Genomic DNA, 21,375 nt, shown 5'->3' with positions numbered 1-21,375 from the left:
CGACCGGGACGCGCGGTGCCTGACACGGCGGAGGACCCGACCGGGTGTGCATCCCGGTACCGGTGTCACGGCAGGAGCAAAGAAATGCCGAAGACGACACGCCGGTCGACCTGCCGGTGAAGCTCGGCGGCATCGCGCAAGGGATGCCGCGTCAGCGGTATCGCACCGAAGGCACCATTCCGATGGAGGGCAAACACCTCCGCCATCGCGCCGCGCAACTCGTTCGCGCTGGCGATGTAGTCGGGTGCCTGCGGTGCCATGAACGAGTACCCTCGCCTCGCGATGGCTTCTCGGTCCGCCGTCGGCCAACCGGCGGCCGCACCGAACGAAACGATGGTCCCACCCGGCCGGACGGCGTCGGCGGCAAGCAGGCGCTCGGCCGTGTCCGCGCCCAGGCCGTCGAATACGACATCCACGCCCGTCCCGCCGGTGAGCCGCGCAACCATCCCACCTGCATCGTCGAGGCCGACGGCCACGTCCACGGCGCCGCTATCCCGCACCGGGCGCCGCTTGGGCTCGCTTCCCACCATCCCGATGACGCGGGCCCCGTGATGCGCCGCGAGCCGCGTGACCAAGGACCCGACCCCTCCCGCGGCGGTGGTCACCAGGACGGTCTGGCCGTGCTGGACTTCGTAGAGCCGGCGCGCGCAGAGCCAGGCCATGAAGCCCTTCACGGTGAGCGCCGCGGCGATGTCGAAGCCGACGTCCTCCGGCAGGTGGAACAGCAAGTCGGCTTCGATCAGTCGCTCGTCGGCATAGGCGCCCTGGGACCGCAGGTAGCCGACGCGGTCCCCGACTGTGAAGCCGCCCACGCCCGGGCCGACCGCGGTGACGGTGCCGGCACCCTCGATGCCCATGACGCGTCCTGGTACGGACCCGGAAATCAGCCCCTTGCGCTGCAGGACGTCGAAGTAGTTGAACCCGATGGCCTCCTGCCTGAGTTTGACCATGCCCGCGGCCGGCGCGCCGATGTCGCGCTCCTCAGCCTGCATGACCTCCGGGCCGCCCTGCCCGTACTGGGCGATCACCAAAGCCATTTGAACGACCTTCCGAGGTTGTCGGCCGCGCCGGCGTGCGGGAGTCGCCACGGCAGCCGATGGTACCGGCGTCACCTGCCCCCGACACGTTCCGCGGGGGCCGTGAGGGTGTCAGACCTGCGCCCAGCCGCCGTCGACCGTAAGCTCGATGCCGGTCACGTACGACGCGTCGTCCGAGGCCAGGAACAGGGCCGCCTTGCCGATCTCGTCCCCCGTGGCCATGCGGCCGGCCGGCACCTGCGTCTGAATCCAGGCGTTGATCCCGCCGATGCTCTCATCGGGGACCCCGGTCTTGCGCATGATGTCCGTCGCGGTGTGTCCGGGCGCCAGGGCGTTCACGCGGATGCCCCGCCCCTTGAGGTCCGTCGTAAGGGTGCGTGCGAACGAACGGATCGCGGCCTTCGTCGCCGAGTACACGCTGAAGTCCGGCAGGCCCTTGGAGCCAGCAATCGACGTGTTGAGGATGACCGACCCGCCGTTCGGGATGAGCGGCAGCAACTTCTGGACGGTGAAGAACGTGCCCTTCGCGTTCGTGTCGAAGGTGTAGTCGAAATCCTCCTCCGTGACCTGCTCGAACGGGCCGAGGCGGGCGCCGCCCGCGTTGGCGAACAGGACGTCGACACGACCGTGCTTGTTCTCGACATGGACCTTCAGGGCGTCGAGATCCGCGAGGTTGCCGATGTCGCCGCGGAACGCCTCGATGGCTCCCCCGATCTCCCACACGGCGGCATCCAGCGTGTCCTGGTTCCGGCCGGTGATGATGACGGTGGCGCCCTCCCGGACGAACAGGCGCGCGGTCGAGCGACCCATGCCGTCGCTCCCGCCGGTGATGACTGCTATCCTTCCATCGAGCTTACCCATCGCGATGTCCTTTCTCTGTTCTCGTCACAGACCCGACGATGTTCAGGCAGGATATCTATCGGCAAGGATCATCTGTAGAACGGCACAGGGAATAGGGCCTATTCTTGTAAAGAATGGTATGTGACGCTCAATGGGCGGGCGCTCGGCGGACGTCTTTCCGACCTTTGCGATTCGTACGATGCAGGCCCCCGGCCGTCGCCGCAGCTCTTGCGGCAGATGCCCTCCCACTCAGTGGCCCCGAGCTGATCTAACCGTCGGCAACCAGACCTTCCTCGATGCCTGAACGGGTCGAGAGCAGACCCTTCGAAAGCCAAGCTGGTCGAGTTCCATGACTGGCCGGAATAGCGTCTCATCGACCGGACTGTTTTGGATCCCGGCACGCGACACTTGACCACTCCGGCCAGGACACGGTCGCCGCCGTTAAGGAGCCAGCACCATGATATCCGCCCCCAAGCATCCGTCCGCCTTGTGATGACAACGATTGCCATGGCGGCCGGGATGGTGCCTTCCGCGCTCGCTTTCGGAGAGGGCGGCGAGTTCCGCGCGCCGATGGCGGTGGCGGTGATCGCGGGCCTGATCTTCTCGACCCTGCTCTCGCTGGTTTTCGTGCCGGCGGTGTTCCTGCTGATGGACAGCCTCGGGCGCGTGCTCGGCGGCCTGCTCGGCCGCTTCGTAGGCCCTCGGGACGACCCTCAGGCCACTTGGGTGTGAGGGGTAAGTGTGTCATGCACACGATGCCGTCGCGTGTATGAGGAGTCGCGCCTTCGTCCATACCGTCGCTGCGTCCGGGCCTGCCACATGCACTCCGCCCAGACGGGGACTATGACCTGGCGGTTTGTCGCCGCCGGTTCGTGAGCGTCTCCATGATGATGACGCGGCCGAGGCGTCAACGGCAGTCAGCTTGGATCGATTGGAGATCCTCGACGACGCTGTCTCCATCGAACGCGCCGACAGGGCTGTCATTGTCGTGGCCGGCCCGAGACCTGCTCGTGCATGTAGGCTTGCGGGCTGCTCCCGAAGTCGGTGCGGAACGCGTACACGAACGCAGAGGTCGAGCCGTAGCCGAGATGCATCGCGGTCTCGGTCACGCTCAAGCCCCCACCCATCAGTTCGACGGCCCGGAACAGGCGCAGGCGTCGCCGCCAGGACCCATGCCGATGTCGGTCTCAAAGCGCCGCGCCAGGGTCCGCACTGACAGCCCGAGTTCACGTCCCCATTCCTCCGGCCCGCGGGCATCGGCCGGATCGGCGTAGAGCGCTTCGCACAACCCGACCAAGGGACCCTCGCGCGGCCAGGGGAGCGCCCCCGGCAGCGGACGGGCTCTCCGGAACTGGTCCAGGATCAGGGCGGCGACGCGACCGCCGTAGCCGTCATCGTCCTCGGTCCCCTCGATCGCCACCGCCTCCAGGATCAGGGCGCGCAGCAGCGGTTGCACGGCGAACACCGTCGGGTGTTCCGCCACATCGCGCCCGGCCTCATCGGCGACCCACAGGCTGCGGAACTGGGCGCCGAGCAGCGATCCGACCCGATGTTGAACACCGGTCGGCAGCCATACGGCCTGCTCTGGCGAAATCACGAAGGAACACCCTTCCACAGCCACGGTGAGCACCCCGGAGGTGGCGTAGACGATCTGGTGCCAGCGGTGTGCGTGCTCGGCGAAGTACCCGCGCGCCGGGATGGTCTGGGCACGTACGGTTATCGGCCGGGGCGGCACCAGCCCAAGCGGCACCTCGATCGGCTCCCACATCGTCTCCAGTCTCTAAATTGGCAGCCATTCTACACAACTTGGCATCCGGTAGAGATACGGACGGTCGCCCCGCGGCTATAGCTCTTCCGCCTGCTGAACCCGACCGACCCGGTTCGACCTCTCGTGCCAGCCGACTCGTGGGCACAAGGGAACTGCCCGTCGAAACCTGAGTTTCCGATGCCTCACGTTTCCTCGTTGACCGCCGAACAGGCACCTGCTCCCGCTGCCCAATCCGGAACGGCCAATGTCCTGCGGCTGGCCGTCGCTCAGGCGCTCGCCGGGTCGAACTCGGTCGTCGTGTTCTCGACCGGCGCGATCGTCGGCAACATGCTGGCACCGAGCAAGGTCCTAGCGACCCTGCCGATCTCGATTTTCGTCGTCGGGATGGCCGCCTGCTCGCTGCCGGCCGGTAGCATCGCCCGGCGTTACGGCCGGAACGCGGCCTTCATGGGCGGGACGGGGTGCGGCGTGCTCGTCGGGCTCTTGTCGGCCTTGGCCATCCTGACAACCAACTTCTGGCTGTTCAGCGCGGCCCATGTTCTTCGGTGGCGCCTACGCGGCTGTCGTCTTCTCCTTCCGCTTCGCTGCGGCGGAGTGCGTCCCAGCGGAGCGGCGACCGCGCACGCTGTCCACCGTGATGGCGGGCGGGGTCTTCGCTGGGGTAATCGGCCCGCAACTCGTCACCCACACCATGAACCTGTGGCCCCCTACCTGTTCGCCGCCACCTTCCTGGGTCAGGCGGCGGTCGCGGCCCTAGCGGCCGTCGTCCTCGCCGGCGTCCGGCTGCCGCGCCCCGCCGCGGAGGATCTCGACGGCGGGCGGCCCCTGGCCGCGATCCTGGCTCAGCCGCGCTTCATCATCGCGGTGCTCTGCGGGGCCGTGTCGTACCTGCTGATGAACTTCGTCATGACGGCCGCGCCGCTGGCCATGCACCTGTGCGGCCACGCCCGGGAGGACGCCAATCTCGGCCTCCAGTGGCACGTAATCGCCATGTACGGTCCGAGTTTCTTCACCGGGCGGCTGATCACGCGCTTCGGTGCCTCCAGCATCGTTGCCGCCGGTCTGGCCCTGACGGGCGCGGCCGCCATCGTCGGGTTGGCGGGCGTGGACGTCACCCATTTCTGGCTGTCGTTGATCCTGCTCGGGGTCGGCTGGAATTTTGGCTTCGTGGGAGCCTCGGCGCTGGTCCTCGAATGCCACCGCCCGGAGGAGCGGACACGGATGCAGTCGGTCAACGACTTCATCGTGTTCGGGATGGTGGCCCTGGGGTCGTTCTCGTCCGGAGGCCTGCTGACCAGCTACGGATGGGACACGGTGCTATGGGTCTCGTTCGTGCCGCTGGCTCTGGCAGCATCGGCGCTAACGTTCACGGCCGTGCGACGGGCGCGCCGGATGCTTTAAGTCGGCTAAACGGGGGGCTCCGATTCCCTAGGGAACGTCTGCAATCCACCCCGAGCGGGTCCGTCTTTTAGGCCAGCGGACGCCGTGCAAGCTTGTCCTCGCGGGTCGGCCCTAACTTCCTCAGCAGGCTCACCTTGTCCCGAGCTTGGCGGGCCTCCCGGAGGGCGACGTACAGCTTATCGATGAGGACGTGACCGTCCCAATCATCGGCGATCCGAATAACGGTGTCGCCGTGCTCGACCTCGAAGAGGCACGGAGTACAAGGCTCAATCTCATGGCCCTTGAGCGAATGGATGAACGCGGATCGCTGGGAGGTCATCATGGTCTCTCGTCGGCAGTGGACGCGCCGCCCCCGGAGACCTGTCTGGAAATGAAAGCGCCGCCGGGATGCGGCGGCTTGGTATGATCGTCGATCGTGATCGAACGCAGCCGCCCTATGGTGAGGGCGGGCGATAGCTCACGGTGTTGCTGGCGCGACGGATCATGGGGGCTGCTTACGCCAGCGTCCCGGTTCCCGTCAACGAGGCACACAGCCATCTGCTTTCCACCAGAACCGTGCTTCGAGCCGTCCTTGATAATCGCGACGGCAGCATGACGCAGCCTTGCTAAGGGTTCGCCGATGCGGCGTGCTCATCCAGCATCAGGCGCAGCCTGTGCACCGCATCCTCGATCTGCGCCTCGGTTAGCGACGAGTAGCCGAACACCAGCATGTCGTCGTTCGCCTCGGCATTGAAGTCGTAAGCGGCTCCACTCGACAGGGCGTAGATCCCGATGCCCTGCGCCCGCGCCATGACCTGGATCTGCCGGGCGGGAGGAAAACCCGGCGGGAGCTTCCAGACCAGGTGCAGCCCGCTCTCCCCGCCGAGGATGGCGGCTCCCTCGAAGGCCGCCCGCAACGCCGTAACGAGGCGGTCGCGACGCGCCTTGTAGACCTGGCGCAGCCGGCGCAGGTGCCGGTCGAAGTGCCCCTCGTCGATGAAGGCGGCCAGCGCGGCCTGCTCCAGCCAGGCTTGGCCGTTGCTCATCCGGGCCTTGAGCATCCGCGCCTCGTCCCAGAACATGCGGGGGACCGTGGCAAAGCCGATGCGCAGGCCGGCGCCGACCGACTTGGAGAAGGTCCCGGCGTAGAAGACGCGGCGGCCCCCATCGAGACCCGCGAGGGCCGTCAGCGGCGGCCCGTCGTACCGGAAGTCGCTGTCGTAGTCGTCCTCGACGATGTAGCTGTCGGTCTCCTCGGCCCATTGCAGCAAGGCCAGGCGCCGCGTCAGCGTCATGGTGGCCCCAGTCGGGAATTGGTGAGAGGGCGTGACGTAGAGCAGGCTGCCCCGTAACGTCGGAAGCAGGTCGGTCCGCAAGCCCTCGGCGTCGACCGGGATCGGATGAATGGTCAGGCCGGCGCTCCTGAAGATCAGCGAGGCCCCGAGGTAGCAGGGGTTCTCGATGCAGAGTTGCCGGGTGTGCGACTTGAGCAGGTTGAACACGAGGTTGAGCGCGTCCTGCCCGCCCGTGGTCACGATGACTTGGTCCTCGGTGACCGCCACGGCGCGGGCCCGCCGTAGGTGCGTGCTGATGGCGGCGCGGAGCTCCGGCAGACCGGCCGGGTCGCAATAGTCGGTGAGGTAGGCGGTCTCCTTCGCCAGGAGTCGGTTCACGAGCCTCCGCCAGACGCGAAGGGGGAAACCCGCCGGGTCCGAGCGTCCGACCCAGAAGTCGAGCTCCGGCCGGTCGCTGCCTCCGCCGGGCGAGCCCGCGAAGCAGAGCAGGGGCTCGCTTGAAGCGTCCGGGATCGGCCCGTTCGTTTGGTAATGGCCGCCCCGCTGGATCAGCAGGAGGCTGTCCGGCGGGATCGGCTCCACGAACAGACCAGCCGTGCCGCGCGCCTTGACGTAGCCTTCGGCAGCCAAGCGCTCGTAGGCCATCATCACGGTGTTTCGCGACACCCGTAGGCGTTCCGCCAACATGCGGCTCGGCGGCAATGCCATGCCGGCCCTGAGCTGGCCGCCGAGGATGATCTCCCGCACCTGGTCGAAGACCTGAGCCTGCAGCGGCTTGGTGGACTGCGCATCCAGCGCGAGCGTCAATTCCACGGTTCCTCCCGTCGGTATTCCTAACGTTGCATCATCGGTCGTCCACGGCAGTCCCGCCGAAGCGCGACAAAACGGTTGGTACTATGGACACAGCCCGATTTGGCTCTTTTACTGAACCAAAAATTGGAATTGTTTGCGCTTTAGTGCATCCTGGGATCGCACCGAGCACGCCTCCCCGCCAGACAAAGAGGGCCAGGCGCTCGACCGCGGAGGAATCATGAACGAGATCGTCAAGCCGGACTCCCTGATCGTCGCCGAGGCCGAGAGCCTGACGGAAACGTTCTTCGGCGGTTGCCCGCACGATTGCCCCGATACCTGCTCGATGCTGTTCGACGTCAAGCACGGTCAGCTTCAGGGCGTGCGCGGCAACCCGGACCACCCGATGACCCGCGGTGGGCTCTGCGTGAAGCTGAAGGACTACGAGAAGCGCCACTACCATCCGGACCGGCTGCTCTATCCGATGAAGCGGGTCGGCCCGAAGGGCTTGAAAGAGTTCGAGCGCATCACATGGGACGAGGCGCTGGACACCATCGTCACGCGCTGGAAGGCGATCATCGACCAGTACGGGCCGCAGGCCATCGCGCCCTACAGCTACCTCGGCAACCAGGGCCTCGTGCATGGGCTGAACGGCGGTGACGCCTTCTTCAACCGCATGGGCGCTACCGTCACCGAGCGCACCTTCTGCGGCGAGGGCTCGTGCACCGCCTGGCTCCTCACCGTCGGCCCGACCGCGGGCCTCGACCCCGACAGCTACATCCACTCCAAGTACATCGTCATCTGGGCCTGCAACTCGGTCAGCACCAACCTGCACCACTGGGCGATCGTGAAGGACGCGCAGAAGAAGGGCGCCAAGGTCGTTGTGATCGACACCTACGCCTCGCGCACCGCCAAGGCCGCCGACTGGCACATCGCGCCGAAGCCCGGCACCGACGGCGCGCTCGCCATGGCGCTGATCAACTCGATCATGGAGCAGGGGCTCGTCGATCAGGATTACGTCGACAACTACACGGTCGGCTTCGAGGAGTTGAAGGAGCGCGCCAGCACCCGCACGCCCGAATGGGCCTCCGAGATCACCGGCGTCTCCGCCGACGACATCCGCAAACTCGCCCGCGAGATGGCGACCGAGCAGCCGGTGGGCATCCGCATCGGCGTGGCTTTGGAGCGCCACTACGGCGGCGGCCAGACCATCCGGGCGGTCGCCTGCATCCCGGCGCTGACCGGCGCGTGGCGTCATGTCGGCGGCGGCATCACTCAGTTCGGCGTTTGGGAGCACCCCTACAAGTTCGACGTCATCTGCCGCCCGGACCTAATCCCGGAGGGCACCCGCGTCGTCTCGAACCTTCAGATCGGTCGCGCCCTCACCGGCGAGATGAAGCTCGATCCGCCGATCATGTCGATGATGTGCTGGAACTCGAACCCCGTCACGCAGGCGCCCGAGACCGACAAGATCGTCGAGGGGCTGATGCGTGAGGACCTGTTCATGGTCTCGGCCGAACACTTCATCTCCGACACCGCCTCCTACGCCGACATTCTGTTGCCGGCGACCATGGGCGCGGAGATGGAGGACATGATCCTGTCCTGGGGCCACCTCTACCTCACCTACAACACCAAGTGCGCCGAGGCGCCAGGCGAGGCGATCCCCAACAACGAGATCTTCCGCCAGCTCGCCGCGCGGCTCGGCTACGAGGAGGAGAACTTCAAGTGGAGCGACAGCGAGTGCCTTGAGCACTACGTCGATTGGAACGCCCCGGCTTGCGAGGGCATTGACCTCGCCTACATGCGCGAGCACGGCTTCGCCCGCCTCAAGGTTGGCACGCCGGACGACCGGGCGCCGCATCGGGAGGGCAACTTCCCGACGCCCACCGGCAAGTGCATGCTGAAGGTCGAGGGCGCCACGAACTTCGTCGCTCCCCCGTTCCGGCAGATGTACGAGGGCTTCCAGCCCGGCGAGGCGCTCGACCCGCTGCCGGATTACCTCGGCCCGCGGGAATCCCACACCAGCGATCCCGAGCTGGCCAAGCGCTTCCCGCTCAACATCGTCTCGCCCAAGAGCCACTACTTCCTGAACTCCTGCTACGCGAACATGGAGGACAAGCAGAAGGGCCAGGGCGAGCAGTTCGTGATGATCAGCCAAGCCGACGCCGACGCCCGCGGGATCCGCGATGGCGATCGGGTTCAGGTCGCCAACGACCGCGGCGCCTTCAAGGGCGTGGCGCGGATCACCGACGACGTGAACGCCGGCATCGTGGTGGCGACGCTGGGCTACTGGCGCCAGCTGAACGAGGGCACGGTCAACAGCATCTCGTCGGGCGCCTTCACCGACATGGGCCATGCGCCGTCCTTCTCCGACAACCTCGTCGAGGTCTCACGGGCGAACTAGCCGAACGGCCTCCCGCGCAGGCACTCCGAGACGGTGCTCGCGCGGAAAGCATCCGCTACACGCGGCGCGTCTGACCACGGGAAAGGACGATCCAAGTATGGGCGACATCACGACGGTTGCGAGAGCCTTCTTCGACGCCTGCGAGACGGGCGGGGGCTGGGAGGCATGCGAGCGCTACTGTGCCCCCGACGCGACTTTCTCGGCCCAGGCCGACGCCCTCGCCGGCGTAACCTCAGTGCGGGACTACACGGAGTGGATGAAGGGGCTCCTGACCGTCATCCCCGACGGTCGGTACGAGGTGCGGTCCTTCGCTACCGACGAGGAGCGCCGGAACGTGGCGGCCTACGGGGTCTTCCACGGGACCCACACTGGCGAGGGCGGCCCATGCCCGCCCACGGGCAAGGCCACGTCGACCGACTACGTCTACGTCATGCAGTTCGAGGGCGACAGGATTGTCGGCCTGACGAAGATCTGGAACGACGCCCGGGCGGTAAAGGAACTCGGCTGGACCTAGCCGTACGTAGAAGCGTCTTCAGGCTGTATGGGCCATTCGCCGTTGGCCAGCAGCCTGTCGGCCATGAGGAAGACGGCGAACTCCGATGTAGGAGACGCTTCCCAGTCGCTGGGAGATGCCCGACGGACGTTGAGGGTGAGATACGAAAACCCTCTCGGAGGCGCCGGAAAGCAACTTCGAGCTCGGGTGGCGTGTAGGTGGATGTGATACCCCGTGCGCTAGCGGTTACGGGTCGCGCTCCTGGCTGGCTCGTGGTGGTGTCAAAGCGGCTTTTGGGATGACCGACGGGGTGTGCCGCTGACCCTGAATTGAGTTCCGGCGGGATTTCGGTCAGCGTTAGGGGGCCGTTCTCGGTCAAGAGCTCGGCTATCTCCTGTATGACGCGATCCCAGAACTCCTCGGCGCGGAAGCGGTCGAGCTGGTTCTCAACCTTGGCGAGACGCACCTGGACGCGCCCGGCTTCGTCCTCGGCGGCCTTGGCTCGGGAGGCGGGCGCGGTGTTCCCGGCGGGAAGATTTTGTAGCCTCGCCGCTCGACAACTCCGTGCAGAGGCTGCTTGCGAGCAAAGAGCAGCCATTCCAGTGGTTGTGGCAGAAGGTCCGGAAGTGGCGCGTTTCGGACTCTCAATGACCTGACGGCGCTTTGACGCACGGCTGCGCATGTCGAGTGCGTGTCCCAACGGCTACATCGCATCCAACCCCTCTCTACCTGCGCCTGGGCCCCGGGCAGGCCCACCGCCGCGGGCCCACCGGCCCACCCCAGCCCTCCGCTACCGCCGGCCTCCCCAGCGCTTGGCCATGCTCCGTCGGCGTCGGCCCTACGCCGCCACCTGTTCATCCCTCCGCCCGTCCCGGGAATCCCGTGTCGGCCGCACACCCGCGGCCGACACGAGGCAATTCGACATGGACATCAATATCCCCCTGCCGCCGCCAACCGATGCTGGTAGCCTTAATGAGACCGGCGACATCCTCGCCGCCCACAACACCCTCGACCCGTCTGGCCTCGGCGCACCCCCTTCCCACCTGCCGCTCATCCCCGAGGTTGCCCGCCGCCGTCACCACGTGTTCGTCCCCGCCGACCACCGCTTCAAGGCAGCGGCCCGCTTCCTCCAAGCCCTCTGGCGCGAGGACCGTGACCTGCCAATCGGCACCCATCTCGATCGCGCCAACCCCCACCGCGTCCGCCGCCTCGGCTCGCGCATATCGATCGCAGCCGGCCGCACCGGCGCCAACTTCATGACGCCCTCCATCGCCGCGGTGGCCGCCAGGGCGCTGGCCTACCGCGAACCTGGCGCCGCCTACGACATCGGCCGCCTGCGCACCAACCTGCTGTCTTCGCAGCCGCTCGCCTTCAACCTGTTCGGTCCACTCGCCGCCGACCCCGCGCTAGCTACCCGCTTCATGGCAGAGCTATTCCCCGACGCACTGGCAGAGGTCACAGACATCCTGTTCGAGCACAGCCCTGGCCGCGGCGACGCACGCTTTACCGCCGACCGCACCGCGTTCGACGTCGTCGTTCGCGGCACCGCGCCGTCCGGCGCCCGGGCGCTCATCTGCATCGAGATGAAGTACAGCGAAGCCGGATATGAACCTGCCCCACCGCCCAACCCGCGGCACACGGAGATCGCGCATACGACCCCAGGCCTGTTCATCGCGCCCGACGACCCGACCCTGACCGGCCCAGCCTGCCAGCAGCTCTATCGCCAGCACTGCCTCACAGCCGCCATGCTCACCGCCGGCCTCGCCGACACGGCCACGCTTGCCTTCATCGCCCCCGCGCACAATCAACTCGCACACGGCGCCGCGGCAACTTACAACCGTCACCTCACGGACCCGGCCGCCGGCCCGATCCCGTTCATCCCGCTCACACTGGAACACGCGTTCACCGCGCTGGCAGCGGCTGGCATCCCTGTACAAGCCGCGACGCTTCATCGACGCTACACCGATTGGTGGCTGCTCGACGGCGAGCTCGAACTCGCGATGGGAGCCGCCGCATTCGTACCCGCTGCTGAAGCATTAGCAGCGCCCACGCACATGCCGACCGTCGACACCACCAGCGCGAGCAAGCCGATCAACCGTTCACGATCGCAGCGCACTCGGCCCGCGACCCGGGCCCGCGCTGCTGCGTGATTGCAGAATAAACAATGCACGACACGAGCCGGCGGCAATCACATGCTGCCGATTCGAACCCGTTTCTGACGCAAACTCACACCGCCGCGGACGCGTGAGCCACACCGGCTCACCCACCCAGGCACATCTCTGATTCTGCCCGGTTCGTGCACCGTGCAAGTGTTTGAAACTAGAGAGGTTCGAGTGGCCCGGTTCTGTACACATGCGGCCTTATCCGCGACCGGCGAGCTGTAGCTCAGCCCCGCCGTAACAACCGCCCATTTCGCGACGACACCATCGCCGCCGCCGGCAGCCGCCTGATCCGCGTTCAGATGACGACAGCTAGGCCAATCCAAGCTTCCCATGCGCCTCGGCGGGCGTCATCTGCCGTATGGATTCTTCGGAAAAGCCAAGCTCACGAAGCGCCGCTCGCTGACGGTTCGTGATCATCAGCGACACCGCAGGAGACGTTACAGACGCGGTGCCCATAGCGTTCAGCTCGGCGTCCTCAGCGCGGCCGACCGGGTCGAGGAACGCTCCCTCTTCCGCAGCCAGATTGAGGACCAACCGAAGATAGTCGTCAGTTCCCGCCATTCACGACCCACATTGCTCCTATGCCGACCTGAGGAGTGCGCCGGATCAGCCTCGGGACGGCGGTACCGCCCGCTCTGACGAAGCAGCAGGCGATAGCCGTCGGGGCTGTTCCATCAGGGCTAGGTCTTGCCTACCGTCGCCCCGAGTGGAAACGGTGACGCCAGCCCTCATCCAGCCTGCGTTCCTCCGCGCTCTCCTCCGGGACAGCTTCCAGACGCAGGAGGATCATCGCAAACTTGTTCTGCTGAAGGTAAACCTGCTCGTAGAGGGACGGCGCGCGGAGGTCGCGCTTCACGTCGATCCAGAGATCGGAACTACACGCGGCGATGTCGCTCGCGATGTTCGGCTGATGTGGACCACTGTGATAGAGCGAGCCTGTCGGGACCGGGCTGCCGACCGCGGAGATGATGGCCGGAAAGGAGAGGCTGCGGTAGCACCGCTGCACCCGGTCATTGCCCGCCACGACGATGGCGATCCTCTCGGGTTGGTATTGCACGTAGGCCCGAGCCGCCGCCTCCTTGCCGACCGCGAAGTCGCGCGCGAGCATGAGAACGTGCTGCAGATTGGGCTCGCGAAAGGCCGCCATGGCTCCCCGCAACAGGTGCGGAGGCCATTAACATGAGAGTGGCGAAGCGATTGGCCTCGACCTCCCTGCGCTGCCGCTGATCACCCTCCTTCGCTGTGACGCGGAGAAGGTCAGAGCTCTTGCACAGGAACTGGCCGGGCTGATCCGGGACGTGGTGCGCCAGCAGGAAGTGGGCGAGTTCATGCGCGATGGTGAAGCGGCGACGCGGTTCGCCCCCGCGCTTGACGAGGATGGTGCCTTCGCACCGCTTCGCGTCAGTAACGAGGCCACCCTCGAACTCGTCGGTGTCGAGGTCCTCTATTCCGAGAATGCCAAGGCGCGCGCACAGGTCTTGGATCGGCACGGGCACCGAAAGGTTCGGCTCAGCCTGTAGGATGCGTTTGACGAGCGCCTCCGGCGAGGCCGAGTCTACGAGGTCCATCCTGCTGATCGGCATCCGCGCAGCCCCATCCCGTCCCTACAGGCCGCCACTCACCCGCGATCCCAGGACGTGACTACAGAGAGTTCGTGCAGGTGGTAAGCCGAAGGACCGGTTTTGCGCCTGTCGGCTATCCGGCATGGCGTAATCTGGCCGAAAGCGGAATGACCGCTTTAGAGAAGGCTGCCCGGAGAAGCGGACGTTCTTCTACCAACCCAATTGAGGTGGCTGCCGCTGGCTCATCGGGGAAGTCGAGCCGGCCGGGGTCGAGGTCGGGCGAAGCCGCGAACCACGCCTCCTGCGCCGCCTTCACTTCACCGGAGCGCCGCCGACATCGCTGACAAGCAGTTGATCATCCGAACGGCCTCCTCGATGCGTGCGGCAGTGAATGCGAATTCATTGCCCTCTCCCCGTCGCAGGGCCGGCCAAACGCAGAACAGATCCGCCAGAGCAGGAGATTGTGCCCACATGCGGATCTCGAAAGGAGCGTCGAAGCGGAGTGGCTGCGCTGCATGATCCCGCAGCGCCGCCGCGACGGTCTTCTGGATCGCCGCGCAGGCCTGCGCGGGCGAGAGGCTGATGCCGCTGTTCTGTCCCGTCGCACGCTTGATTTCCACGAATCGGGTCTGAGGAAACAGCGCATGGTTCTCGGCGATGAAGACGTCGTCGCCGCTCCCCATCACGACCGGCACGCCGTATTCGCCAGCCAGCGCGCCATAGAGACCGGCTTCGCCAAGTTCAAGGCCGTTGATCTCTAGCCGGGCGAAGGCGAAGCTGTTGATCGTGTGGGCCAGGATGCCCCGTCCGCTCGCCCGTGAGTGGTAGCCCACGAGGCAAACCGCATCGATGTCCTGATCGAGGCCTGCCATCATCCCGAGGGGCCGCGGCTTACCCTGCACGACCTGCGCCCTGGGATCGAGGAGGTCGGGGGGCATGTTGCGGAAGTCGCCGTGCGAGTCGTTGACCAGTACCGCCCGCGCGCCGCCGTCGAACGCGCCCGCGATGGCGGCGTTGGCCTCGCGCGTCATCAGCAGCCGCGCGCGCTCGTATTCGGGGTTGCCCGGCGTCGTCTGGACGCGATGGTAGATTCCGGCGACGCCCTCGATATCCGTCGAGATCAGGATGCGCATCGCTCAGGCTCCGAGGATATCGGCCCAGCCGGGCAGGAGATCGGACAGCGCGCGCCGCCTGTGGCCGTCGCGGCCCGTCACCGCCTCGGCCCGCCACAAAGCGTGGATGATCGCCTGCTCGATCCCGTCCGCAGCGGCCTCGAACAGCGGGTCGAGCTCCGTGTCGTGCAGCAGGGCGAGCGCCGGCATCGGGCGCATGGGATCGTGCGGCGCGGTGTAGGCGGTCGAGAAAGCGAGCGCGATGTCGCCGCTGCCGTGGCCGAACACCGACCCGGTCCGGGCGAGGCCCGCCCCGGCCCGCAGGGCGAGGCGGCGGAGCTGGCGCGCGTCGAGGGGCGCGTCGGTGGCGACGATCATGATAATCGACCCCTTCTCCGGGGCCTCCGCGGCCGGTTCCGGTTCGTCCGCGGCTGCCCGGAGGTGGGCGGCGAGCGGCGTGCCGCAGACCCGGATCTGGGACGGTTTGCCGAAATTCGACAGGACGAGGGTCCCCAGCGTGAAGCGGCCGCGCGTGCGCGTGCGGACCCGCCGGGAGGCGGTACCGATGCCGCCTTTGAGGCCGAAGCTCGACATCCCGCGCCCGGCCCCTACCGATCCTTCCGCGACGTCGGCGCCGGCCGCGCCGAGGGCGTCGCGATAGTGGGACGCCTCCACCGCCATACGCTGGATGTCGTTGAGGTAGCCGTCGTTGCACTCGAACACGAGCGGGTTGAGCGTCGGCAGCGTGCGCCCGATCTCTGGATTGTCGGCGATCGCCGCGCGGATCTGGGCCGCGGCCACCGCCGGCACGGAGAAGGTGTTGGTCAAGGCAATCGGCGTCTCGAGCACGCCGAGTTCCTCGACCTGCATCAGGCCGACGGATTTGCCGAACCCGTTCAGCACGATGCCGGCCGCAGGAACACGGTCTCGGTAGGGATCGCCGCCGTGCGGCCGCACGACCGTCACCCCGGTCTGCACGTCGCCTTCGGCCAGCGTGCAATGGCCGACCGTCACGCCCGGGACGTCGGTGATGGCGTCGCCCGCGCCCCGCGGCAGGCGGCCGACGCGGGGCGCGGGGCGCGGAGGGGCGATGTCCGTCACAGGCGGTCGATCTTCGGGTCGAGGGCGTCGCGCAGGCCGTCGCCGAGGAGGTTGAAGGCCAGCACCGTGAAGAAGATCGCCAGGCTCGGGAACAGCGCCACGTGCGGCGCCGAGACCATGTCGGCGCGGGCCTCGTTGAGCATGGCGCCCCATTCGGGCGTCGGCGGCTGCGCGCCCATGCCGAGGAAGGACAGACTCGCGGCCGTGATGATCGAGGTACCCAGCCGCATGGTGAAGTAGACCACGATGCCCGAGATCGTGCCCGGCAGGATGTGGCGCAGGATGATCGTCCGGTCGGGAGCGCCGATGCTCCGCGCGGCCTCGATGTAGGTGGTGTTCTTCAGGACCAGGGTCGTGCCGCGCACGAGGCGCGCGAAGGCCGGGACGCTGAAGACCGAGACCGCCACGACGACGTTGACGAGCCCTGAGCCCAGAATGGCGACGACGCCGAGCGCCAGCAGGATGCCCGGGAAGGCGAACAGCACGTCGGACATCCGCATGACGATCCGGTCCCACCAGCCGCCGTAATAGCCCGCCAGGAGACCGAGCACGGTCCCGACCAGGCCGCCGACGGCGACCGAGAGGAAGCCAGTCGCGAGGGAGATCCGCGCGCCCTCGACGATGCGGCTCAGGATGTCGCGTCCGAGGGGATCGACACCGAGCCAGTGCGCGAGCGAGGGGCCCTCGTTGATCCGGTCGTAGTCGAAGTCGTTGACCGGGTCGTAGGGCACGATCCACGGAGCCAGCACGGCCACCGCGAGCAGCAGGCCGATGAAGCCCAGGGCGACGACGGCGACACGCTGGCGCCGGAACTTGCGCCAGAATTCCGACCACGGCGTCCTGATGCCGGTGGGGACGGGCGCGACGGTGGGGGCGGCGGGGACGAGGATGTCGGTCACGGCCGGCTCACCTGTAGCGGATGGTCGGGTTGATGAGGCCGTAGAGCACGTCCACGACCAAGTTGATCAGGATGAACTCCAGCGAGAACAGCAGGACCAGGGCCTGGATCACAGGGTAGTCGCGCTGGTTCACGGCATCGACGAGCAGACGGCCCATGCCGGGCCAATTGAACACCGCCTCCACGACGATCGAGCCGCCGAGCAGGAAGCCGAACTGCAGGCCCATCATGGTCACGACCGGGATCAGGGCGTTGCGCAGGCAGTGCTTGGCGATGACGACGCGCTCCTTGAGGCCCTTGGCACGCGCGGTGCGCACGAAATCCTCGCCGATCACCTCGACGAAGGCCGCGCGGGTGAAGCGGGCCATCACGGCGGCCACGGCCGCGCCGAGCGTCAGCGACGGCAGCACGTAGTGCCGCCACGTGTCGGCACCGACGGTCGGAAGCCAGCCGAGCTCGACCGAGAAGATTTGCATCAGGAGGATGCCGAGCGCGAAGGCCGGGAACGAGATGCCGGACACGGCGAGGGTCATCCCGACCCGGTCGGGCCATTCGTTGCGGTAGACCGCCGAGACGATACCGATGATCAGCCCGAAGGCGACCGCCCAGGCCATGCTGGTGAGGGTGAGTAGGAGGGTCGGCAGGAAGCGCTCGCCGATCTCGATCGAGACCGGGCGGCGGGTGCGGATCGAGACGCCGAGATCGCCGCGGGCGAGGTTGGCGAAGTAGCGCACGAACTGTTCCGGCAGGGGCCGGTCGAGGCCGAGCTCTGTGCGCACCAGGGCCACCGTCTGGGCGTCGGCATCCTGCCCGGCTGCCAGCCGGGCCGGATCACCGGGCAGCAGGTGGACGAACAGGAAGACCAGCACCGAGACGATCAGCAGCGTCGGCAGCAGCCCGAGGAGCCGCTTGAGCAGGAAGGTCAGCATAGGCTCGCGCCCGGGATCCGGGGTTTCCGTGAAGCGATCGCGCGGGCGCGCCGCGCCGGGCCGGCCAACGATCGGGCCAGCCGGCGCAGGGTCCGCGATTGGCGGCTACTGAGTGACAGCGATTTCGCCGGAATCGATGTTGCCGTCGGGCATGACGTAGACGCCGGAGAGCCGCGCGGAGGTCGCGTAGAGATTCTGCTCGGTAACCAGCGGCGCCCAGGGGGCGTCCTTCATCACGATCTCCTGTGCCGTTGCGTAGAGCTCCGCCCGCTCCGCGTCGTTCGTCGAGACCAGCGCCTTGGCGAGGAGGGCGTCGAACTCGGCGTTGCTGTAGTAGGCGGTGTTGTTGAGCTTGGGCGGCCACGCCTCCGTCGCCAGCAGCGGCCGCAGGCCCCAGTCGGCCTCGCCAGTCGAGGACGACCAGCCGGCATAGTAGAGGCGGACGCGGGCGGTCTTCGGATCCGGCGCGGTCTGCACCCACTCGGTGCGCTGGCCAGGCTCCAGGGCCAGGGTCTGCACCTTGATGCCGACCTGGCCGAGCTGCTGCTGGAGGAACTGAATCGCCTTCTGGGCGGTGGTGGTGGTGTAGGCGCTCCAGAGGGTCGCCTCGAAGCCGTTGGCGTAGCCGGCCTCCTTCAGGAGTTGGCGCGCCTTGGCCGGGTCGTAGGGCCAGGGATTTATCTTGTGGGCGTAGCGCACGCCCTGCGGGACGATGCCCTGCGCGGGGAAGGCGTAGCCCGAGAAGGCGACCTTGGCCAAGGCCTCCTTGTTGATCGCGTAGTTGATCGCCTGGCGGACGCGCAGGTCGTCGAACGGCTTCTGCAGCACGTTCATGCTGAGATATCGCTCGATGATCGAGGCGTGCACCTCGATCTTCAGCTTCTTGCTGGCTTCGAGCATTTTGGCCTGCTCGTAGGGCAGCGGGAAGGCGAAGTCGGCCTCGCCGGTCTGCAGCATGGCGGCGCGGGTGCCGTTCTCGGGCACCGGCTTCCACGTGATGGTGTCGACCTTCGGGAAGCCGGCCTGCCAGTAATCGGCGAACTTCGCGCCCTTGACGTAATCGGTCTGCTTCCAGTCGACGAAGGTGAACGGCCCGGTGCCGACCGGGTGGAAGGCGATGTCTTTGCCGTACTTCTTCAGGGCTGTGGGCGAGATGATCGCCGCCGAAGCGTGGGCCAGCGAGTTGATAAACGGCCCGAAGGGCTCCTTCAGGGTGATGCGCAGGCTTGCGGGTGAGAGCACCTCGATCGTCTTGATGCGGTTGAACTGGTTGTACCGCGCGAGGTGGTTCTCCGGGTCGAGGACGCGGTCGAGGTTGGTCTTGACCGCAGCGGCATCGAACGTCGTGCCGTCGTGGAATTTGACGCCCTCGCGCAGCTTGAACGTGTAGACCAGACCGTCGGGCGAGCTCTCGTAGCTCTCGGCCAAGACATTGCGGACCTTCAGGTCCTTGTCGAAGCCGAAGAGGCCCTCGTAGAACGACTTGGTGACGGCGGTCGTGAGTGTCGTGTTGGTGTTGTACGGGTCGAGGGTCTCGGGCTGGCCACTGATCGCCAGGATCGGGTCGCCCGCGGCGGCAGCGGGGGCGGCCGCCGCGGCGAGCAGGCCGGCGGCGAGGAGGAAGCGCTCGAACATGGTCAGGCCTCGGGGCATGGGACGATCCTGCTGGCGGGGATAGGGGGTGTCAGGCGGCGAGGCCGCCGACCGTGTGGCGGGCGACGAGATGACCGGGGCCGATCTCGACGAGGGGCGCGACCTGCGGTTCGTCGCCGAGCGCCCGGACCGGGCTCGGGATCTCGTCGGTCAGGAGCCGGCGGGCGCGCAGGTGCCGGCGGGCCGGATCGGCGACCGGCACCGCCGCCATCAGCTTGCGGGTGTAGGGGTGCTGCGGGTTCTCGAAGATCGCCCGGCGGGGGCCGATCTCGACGATCTGGCCGAGATACATCACTGCCACCCGGTGGCTGATCCGCTCGACCACCGCCATGTCGTGGCTAATGAAGAGGTAGGCGAGGCCGAACTCGCGCTGGAGGTCGAGCATCAGGTTCACGATCTGCGCCTGGATCGAGACGTCGAGGGCCGAGACCGCCTCGTCGGCGACGATGACCTTCGGGTTCAGGGCGAGGGCCCGGGCGATAGCGATGCGCTGCCGCTGTCCCCCCGAGAACTCGTGCGGGTAGCGCTGGGCCTGGTCGGGGGTCAGCCCAACGCGCTCGAGCAGCCACGCCACCCGCGCCTCGGCCTCGCGGCGCGTCGCGATCCCATGGACCAGCAGAGGCTCCATGATCGAGAAGCCCACGGTCAGGCGGGGATCGAGGGACGCGTAGGGGTCCTGGAAGATGAACTGGATGTTGCGCCGCAGACCGCGGAGCCGGCCGGGGGGCAGGTCGCGGACGTTGCCGCCGTCGAACTCGATCAGGCCGCTCTCACTCTCCACAAGGCGCAGGAGCGAGCGGCCCGTCGTGGACTTGCCGCAGCCGGATTCGCCGACGAGGGCCAGGGTCTCGCCGGGATGGAGATCGAAGCTGACCCGCTCCACCGCGTGGACGCGGCGGCGCACGCGGTTCAGCAGGCCACCGCGGATGTCGAACCGGGTGACGAGGTCGCGCACCCGCAGGATCGGACCAGCGCCGGCGCGAACGGTGTCATGGGGCGCGTCGACTGCGGCTGGGGCCGCCTGCCCTGCCGGCTGTTCCCGGGCCTCGGCCCGCAGCAGGTCGAACTTCCGCGGCAGGTCGCTGCCCGCCATGGCGCCGAGCTTGGGCACTGCGGCGAGCAGCGCCCGGGTGTAGACGTGGCGCGGCGCAGCGAAGAGCGCGGGCGCCGCCCCCTCCTCGACCTTGTCGCCGCGGTACATGACCAGCACGCGGTCGGCGATCTCGGCCACCACGCCCATGTCGTGGGTGATGAAGACGACGCCCATCCTCATCTCGGCCTGGAGGCTGCGGATCAGCTCGAGGATCTGCGCCTGGATCGTGACGTCGAGGGCCGTGGTCGGCTCGTCGGCGATGAGCAACTGCGGCTTGCAGGACAGCGCCATGGCAATCATCACGCGCTGGCGCATGCCGCCGGAGAGTTGGTGTGGGTAGCGCGTGAGGACGTTGCGCGCCTCGGGGATGCGCACGAGGTCGAGCATCCGCATGGCCTCGGCCCGGGAGGCGGAGGCGCTCTTCCCCTGATGGACGCGGATCGATTCGGCGATCTGGTCCCCGGCGGTGAAGACCGGGTTCAGGGAGGTCATCGGCTCCTGGAAGATCATCGCGATCTCGGCGCCGCGGATCGCCCGCATCTGGGCGTTCGGGGCGGCAGCGAGATCGAGGACCTCGCCCGAGCCGCGCCGGAACAGCATCTGCCCGGCCGCGATCCGGCCGCCGCCGTGCTCGACGAGGCGCATCAGGCTCAGCGAGGTCACGGACTTGCCGGACCCGGACTCGCCGACGATCGCCAGGGTCTCGCCGGCATCAACGTGGAACGACAGGTCGCGGACCGCCTCCACGACCCGCTCGGAGGTCGCGAAGCGGACGGCGAGACTGGTGACGGAGACGACGCGCCCGTCGGGCATCGCGGTGGGAGAGCCGGTTCCGGCTGCGATGGTCGGCATGGCGGAT

Annotated in this window: 18 protein-coding genes and 4 pseudogenes; 6 read left to right on the top strand and 16 right to left on the bottom strand. The window is 67.5% G+C overall.

The window, feature by feature from the left end; translation table 11 throughout:
* Nucleotides 1-65: 65 nt before the first annotated feature.
* Together AKJ13_RS00745 and AKJ13_RS00740 are read right to left on the bottom strand one after the other, a co-directional pair.
* Nucleotides 66-1,028 (bottom strand): zinc-binding dehydrogenase, encoded by a 963-nt coding sequence (locus AKJ13_RS00745; RefSeq protein WP_160320588.1) that lies wholly within the window; start codon nucleotides 1,026-1,028, stop codon nucleotides 66-68.
* 120 nt (nucleotides 1,029-1,148) lie between these two features.
* Nucleotides 1,149-1,898, bottom strand: coding sequence for an SDR family oxidoreductase (locus AKJ13_RS00740; RefSeq protein ID WP_050731679.1), 750 nt, complete (start codon nucleotides 1,896-1,898; stop codon nucleotides 1,149-1,151).
* A 465-nt stretch (nucleotides 1,899-2,363) separates the two neighbouring features.
* Here AKJ13_RS00740 and AKJ13_RS00735 point away from each other — a divergent pair.
* A pseudogene (locus AKJ13_RS00735) lies at nucleotides 2,364-2,609 on the top strand (efflux RND transporter permease subunit); the annotation flags it as partial.
* Nucleotides 2,610-2,857: 248 nt separating this feature from the next.
* On the opposite strand, the gene AKJ13_RS32495 reads toward AKJ13_RS00735, so the two are convergent.
* On the bottom strand, nucleotides 2,858-2,986 hold the full coding sequence (locus tag AKJ13_RS32495) for an AraC family transcriptional regulator (protein ID WP_244471481.1): 129 nt from the start codon (nucleotides 2,984-2,986) through the stop codon (nucleotides 2,858-2,860).
* Between the two features lie 17 nt (nucleotides 2,987-3,003).
* Nucleotides 3,004-3,645: a cupin domain-containing protein gene (locus tag AKJ13_RS00730; RefSeq protein WP_244471468.1), complete on the bottom strand. Its 642-nt coding sequence runs from the start codon at nucleotides 3,643-3,645 to the stop codon at nucleotides 3,004-3,006.
* Between the two features lie 177 nt (nucleotides 3,646-3,822).
* Between AKJ13_RS00730 and AKJ13_RS00725 the strand changes: the two are divergent.
* A pseudogene (locus AKJ13_RS00725) lies at nucleotides 3,823-5,046 on the top strand (MFS transporter).
* A 67-nt stretch (nucleotides 5,047-5,113) separates the two neighbouring features.
* On the opposite strand, the gene AKJ13_RS00720 reads toward AKJ13_RS00725, so the two are convergent.
* Together AKJ13_RS00720 and AKJ13_RS00715 are read right to left on the bottom strand one after the other, a co-directional pair.
* Nucleotides 5,114-5,368: a hypothetical protein gene (locus AKJ13_RS00720; RefSeq protein WP_050731677.1), complete on the bottom strand. Its 255-nt coding sequence runs from the start codon at nucleotides 5,366-5,368 to the stop codon at nucleotides 5,114-5,116.
* A gap of 283 nt (nucleotides 5,369-5,651) precedes the next feature.
* Nucleotides 5,652-7,133 carry a PLP-dependent aminotransferase family protein gene (locus AKJ13_RS00715; protein WP_082316819.1) on the bottom strand — a complete coding sequence of 494 codons (1,482 nt, stop codon included), beginning with the start codon at nucleotides 7,131-7,133 and terminating at the stop codon, nucleotides 5,652-5,654.
* A gap of 217 nt (nucleotides 7,134-7,350) precedes the next feature.
* Here AKJ13_RS00715 and AKJ13_RS00710 point away from each other — a divergent pair, with 217 nt between their 5' ends.
* The 3 genes from AKJ13_RS00710 to AKJ13_RS00700 all read left to right on the top strand — a co-directional run bounded on the left by AKJ13_RS00710 (nucleotide 7,351) and on the right by AKJ13_RS00700 (nucleotide 12,156).
* Nucleotides 7,351-9,513 carry a molybdopterin oxidoreductase family protein gene (locus AKJ13_RS00710; RefSeq protein ID WP_050731675.1) on the top strand — a complete coding sequence of 721 codons (2,163 nt, stop codon included), beginning with the start codon at nucleotides 7,351-7,353 and terminating at the stop codon, nucleotides 9,511-9,513.
* Nucleotides 9,514-9,610: 97 nt separating this feature from the next.
* Nucleotides 9,611-10,027, top strand: a complete 417-nt coding sequence (locus tag AKJ13_RS00705) for an ester cyclase (protein WP_050731674.1) — start codon at nucleotides 9,611-9,613, stop codon at nucleotides 10,025-10,027.
* Nucleotides 10,028-10,929: 902 nt separating this feature from the next.
* Entirely contained in the window at nucleotides 10,930-12,156 is a 1,227-nt protein-coding gene (locus AKJ13_RS00700) for a hypothetical protein (RefSeq protein ID WP_082316818.1), read from the top strand.
* 321 nt (nucleotides 12,157-12,477) lie between these two features.
* Here the strand turns inward: AKJ13_RS00700 and AKJ13_RS00695 are convergent, their stop codons facing one another.
* The 3 genes and pseudogenes from AKJ13_RS00695 to AKJ13_RS32485 all read right to left on the bottom strand — a co-directional run.
* Nucleotides 12,478-12,729 carry a hypothetical protein gene (locus tag AKJ13_RS00695; protein ID WP_050731673.1) on the bottom strand — a complete coding sequence of 84 codons (252 nt, stop codon included), beginning with the start codon at nucleotides 12,727-12,729 and terminating at the stop codon, nucleotides 12,478-12,480.
* 130 nt (nucleotides 12,730-12,859) lie between these two features.
* On the bottom strand, nucleotides 12,860-13,315 hold the full coding sequence (locus AKJ13_RS32490; RefSeq protein ID WP_244471484.1) for a hypothetical protein: 456 nt from the start codon (nucleotides 13,313-13,315) through the stop codon (nucleotides 12,860-12,862).
* A gap of 85 nt (nucleotides 13,316-13,400) precedes the next feature.
* A pseudogene (locus AKJ13_RS32485) lies at nucleotides 13,401-13,478 on the bottom strand (hypothetical protein); the annotation flags it as partial.
* On the opposite strand from AKJ13_RS32485, the gene AKJ13_RS32480 reads away from it, so the two are divergent.
* Nucleotides 13,467-13,688, top strand: a complete 222-nt coding sequence (locus AKJ13_RS32480) for a hypothetical protein (RefSeq protein WP_244471483.1) — start codon at nucleotides 13,467-13,469, stop codon at nucleotides 13,686-13,688. The pseudogene AKJ13_RS32485 and the gene AKJ13_RS32480 sit on opposite strands and share 12 nt — an antisense overlap.
* A gap of 262 nt (nucleotides 13,689-13,950) precedes the next feature.
* Here the strand turns inward: AKJ13_RS32480 and AKJ13_RS32475 are convergent.
* The 7 genes and pseudogenes from AKJ13_RS32475 to AKJ13_RS00660 all read right to left on the bottom strand — a co-directional run.
* Nucleotides 13,951-14,049 (bottom strand): annotated as a pseudogene (locus AKJ13_RS32475) (IS630 family transposase); the annotation flags it as partial.
* A complete protein-coding gene (locus AKJ13_RS00685; RefSeq protein ID WP_050731672.1) occupies nucleotides 14,048-14,863 on the bottom strand; it encodes a M55 family metallopeptidase in 816 nt (271 codons plus the stop codon). The gene AKJ13_RS00685 and the pseudogene AKJ13_RS32475, both read right to left, overlap by 2 nt.
* Before the next feature lie 3 nt (nucleotides 14,864-14,866).
* Nucleotides 14,867-15,943, bottom strand: coding sequence for a P1 family peptidase (locus tag AKJ13_RS00680; RefSeq protein WP_050731671.1), 1,077 nt, complete (start codon nucleotides 15,941-15,943; stop codon nucleotides 14,867-14,869).
* Nucleotides 15,940-16,842: a glutathione ABC transporter permease GsiD gene (gene gsiD, locus AKJ13_RS00675; protein WP_050731670.1), complete on the bottom strand. Its 903-nt coding sequence runs from the start codon at nucleotides 16,840-16,842 to the stop codon at nucleotides 15,940-15,942. The genes AKJ13_RS00680 and gsiD overlap by 4 nt, the downstream gene beginning before the upstream one ends.
* 7 nt (nucleotides 16,843-16,849) lie before the next feature.
* A complete protein-coding gene (gene gsiC, locus AKJ13_RS00670; RefSeq protein ID WP_050731669.1) occupies nucleotides 16,850-17,770 on the bottom strand; it encodes a glutathione ABC transporter permease GsiC in 921 nt (306 codons plus the stop codon).
* Between the two features lie 105 nt (nucleotides 17,771-17,875).
* Nucleotides 17,876-19,423, bottom strand: coding sequence for a glutathione ABC transporter substrate-binding protein GsiB (gene gsiB / locus AKJ13_RS00665; protein WP_244471467.1), 1,548 nt, complete (start codon nucleotides 19,421-19,423; stop codon nucleotides 17,876-17,878).
* Between the two features lie 31 nt (nucleotides 19,424-19,454).
* The gene (locus tag AKJ13_RS00660; RefSeq protein WP_050731668.1) at nucleotides 19,455-21,368 is read right to left on the bottom strand and encodes a dipeptide ABC transporter ATP-binding protein; all 1,914 of its coding nucleotides are present in this window, start codon (nucleotides 21,366-21,368) and stop codon (nucleotides 19,455-19,457) included.
* Nucleotides 21,369-21,375: the final 7 nt, after the last annotated feature.

This window comes from Methylobacterium sp. ARG-1 (assembly GCF_001262595.1).
Taxonomy (GTDB): domain Bacteria; phylum Pseudomonadota; class Alphaproteobacteria; order Rhizobiales; family Beijerinckiaceae; genus Methylobacterium; species Methylobacterium brachiatum.
This window is presented reverse-complemented; position numbering and strand designations above follow the sequence as displayed.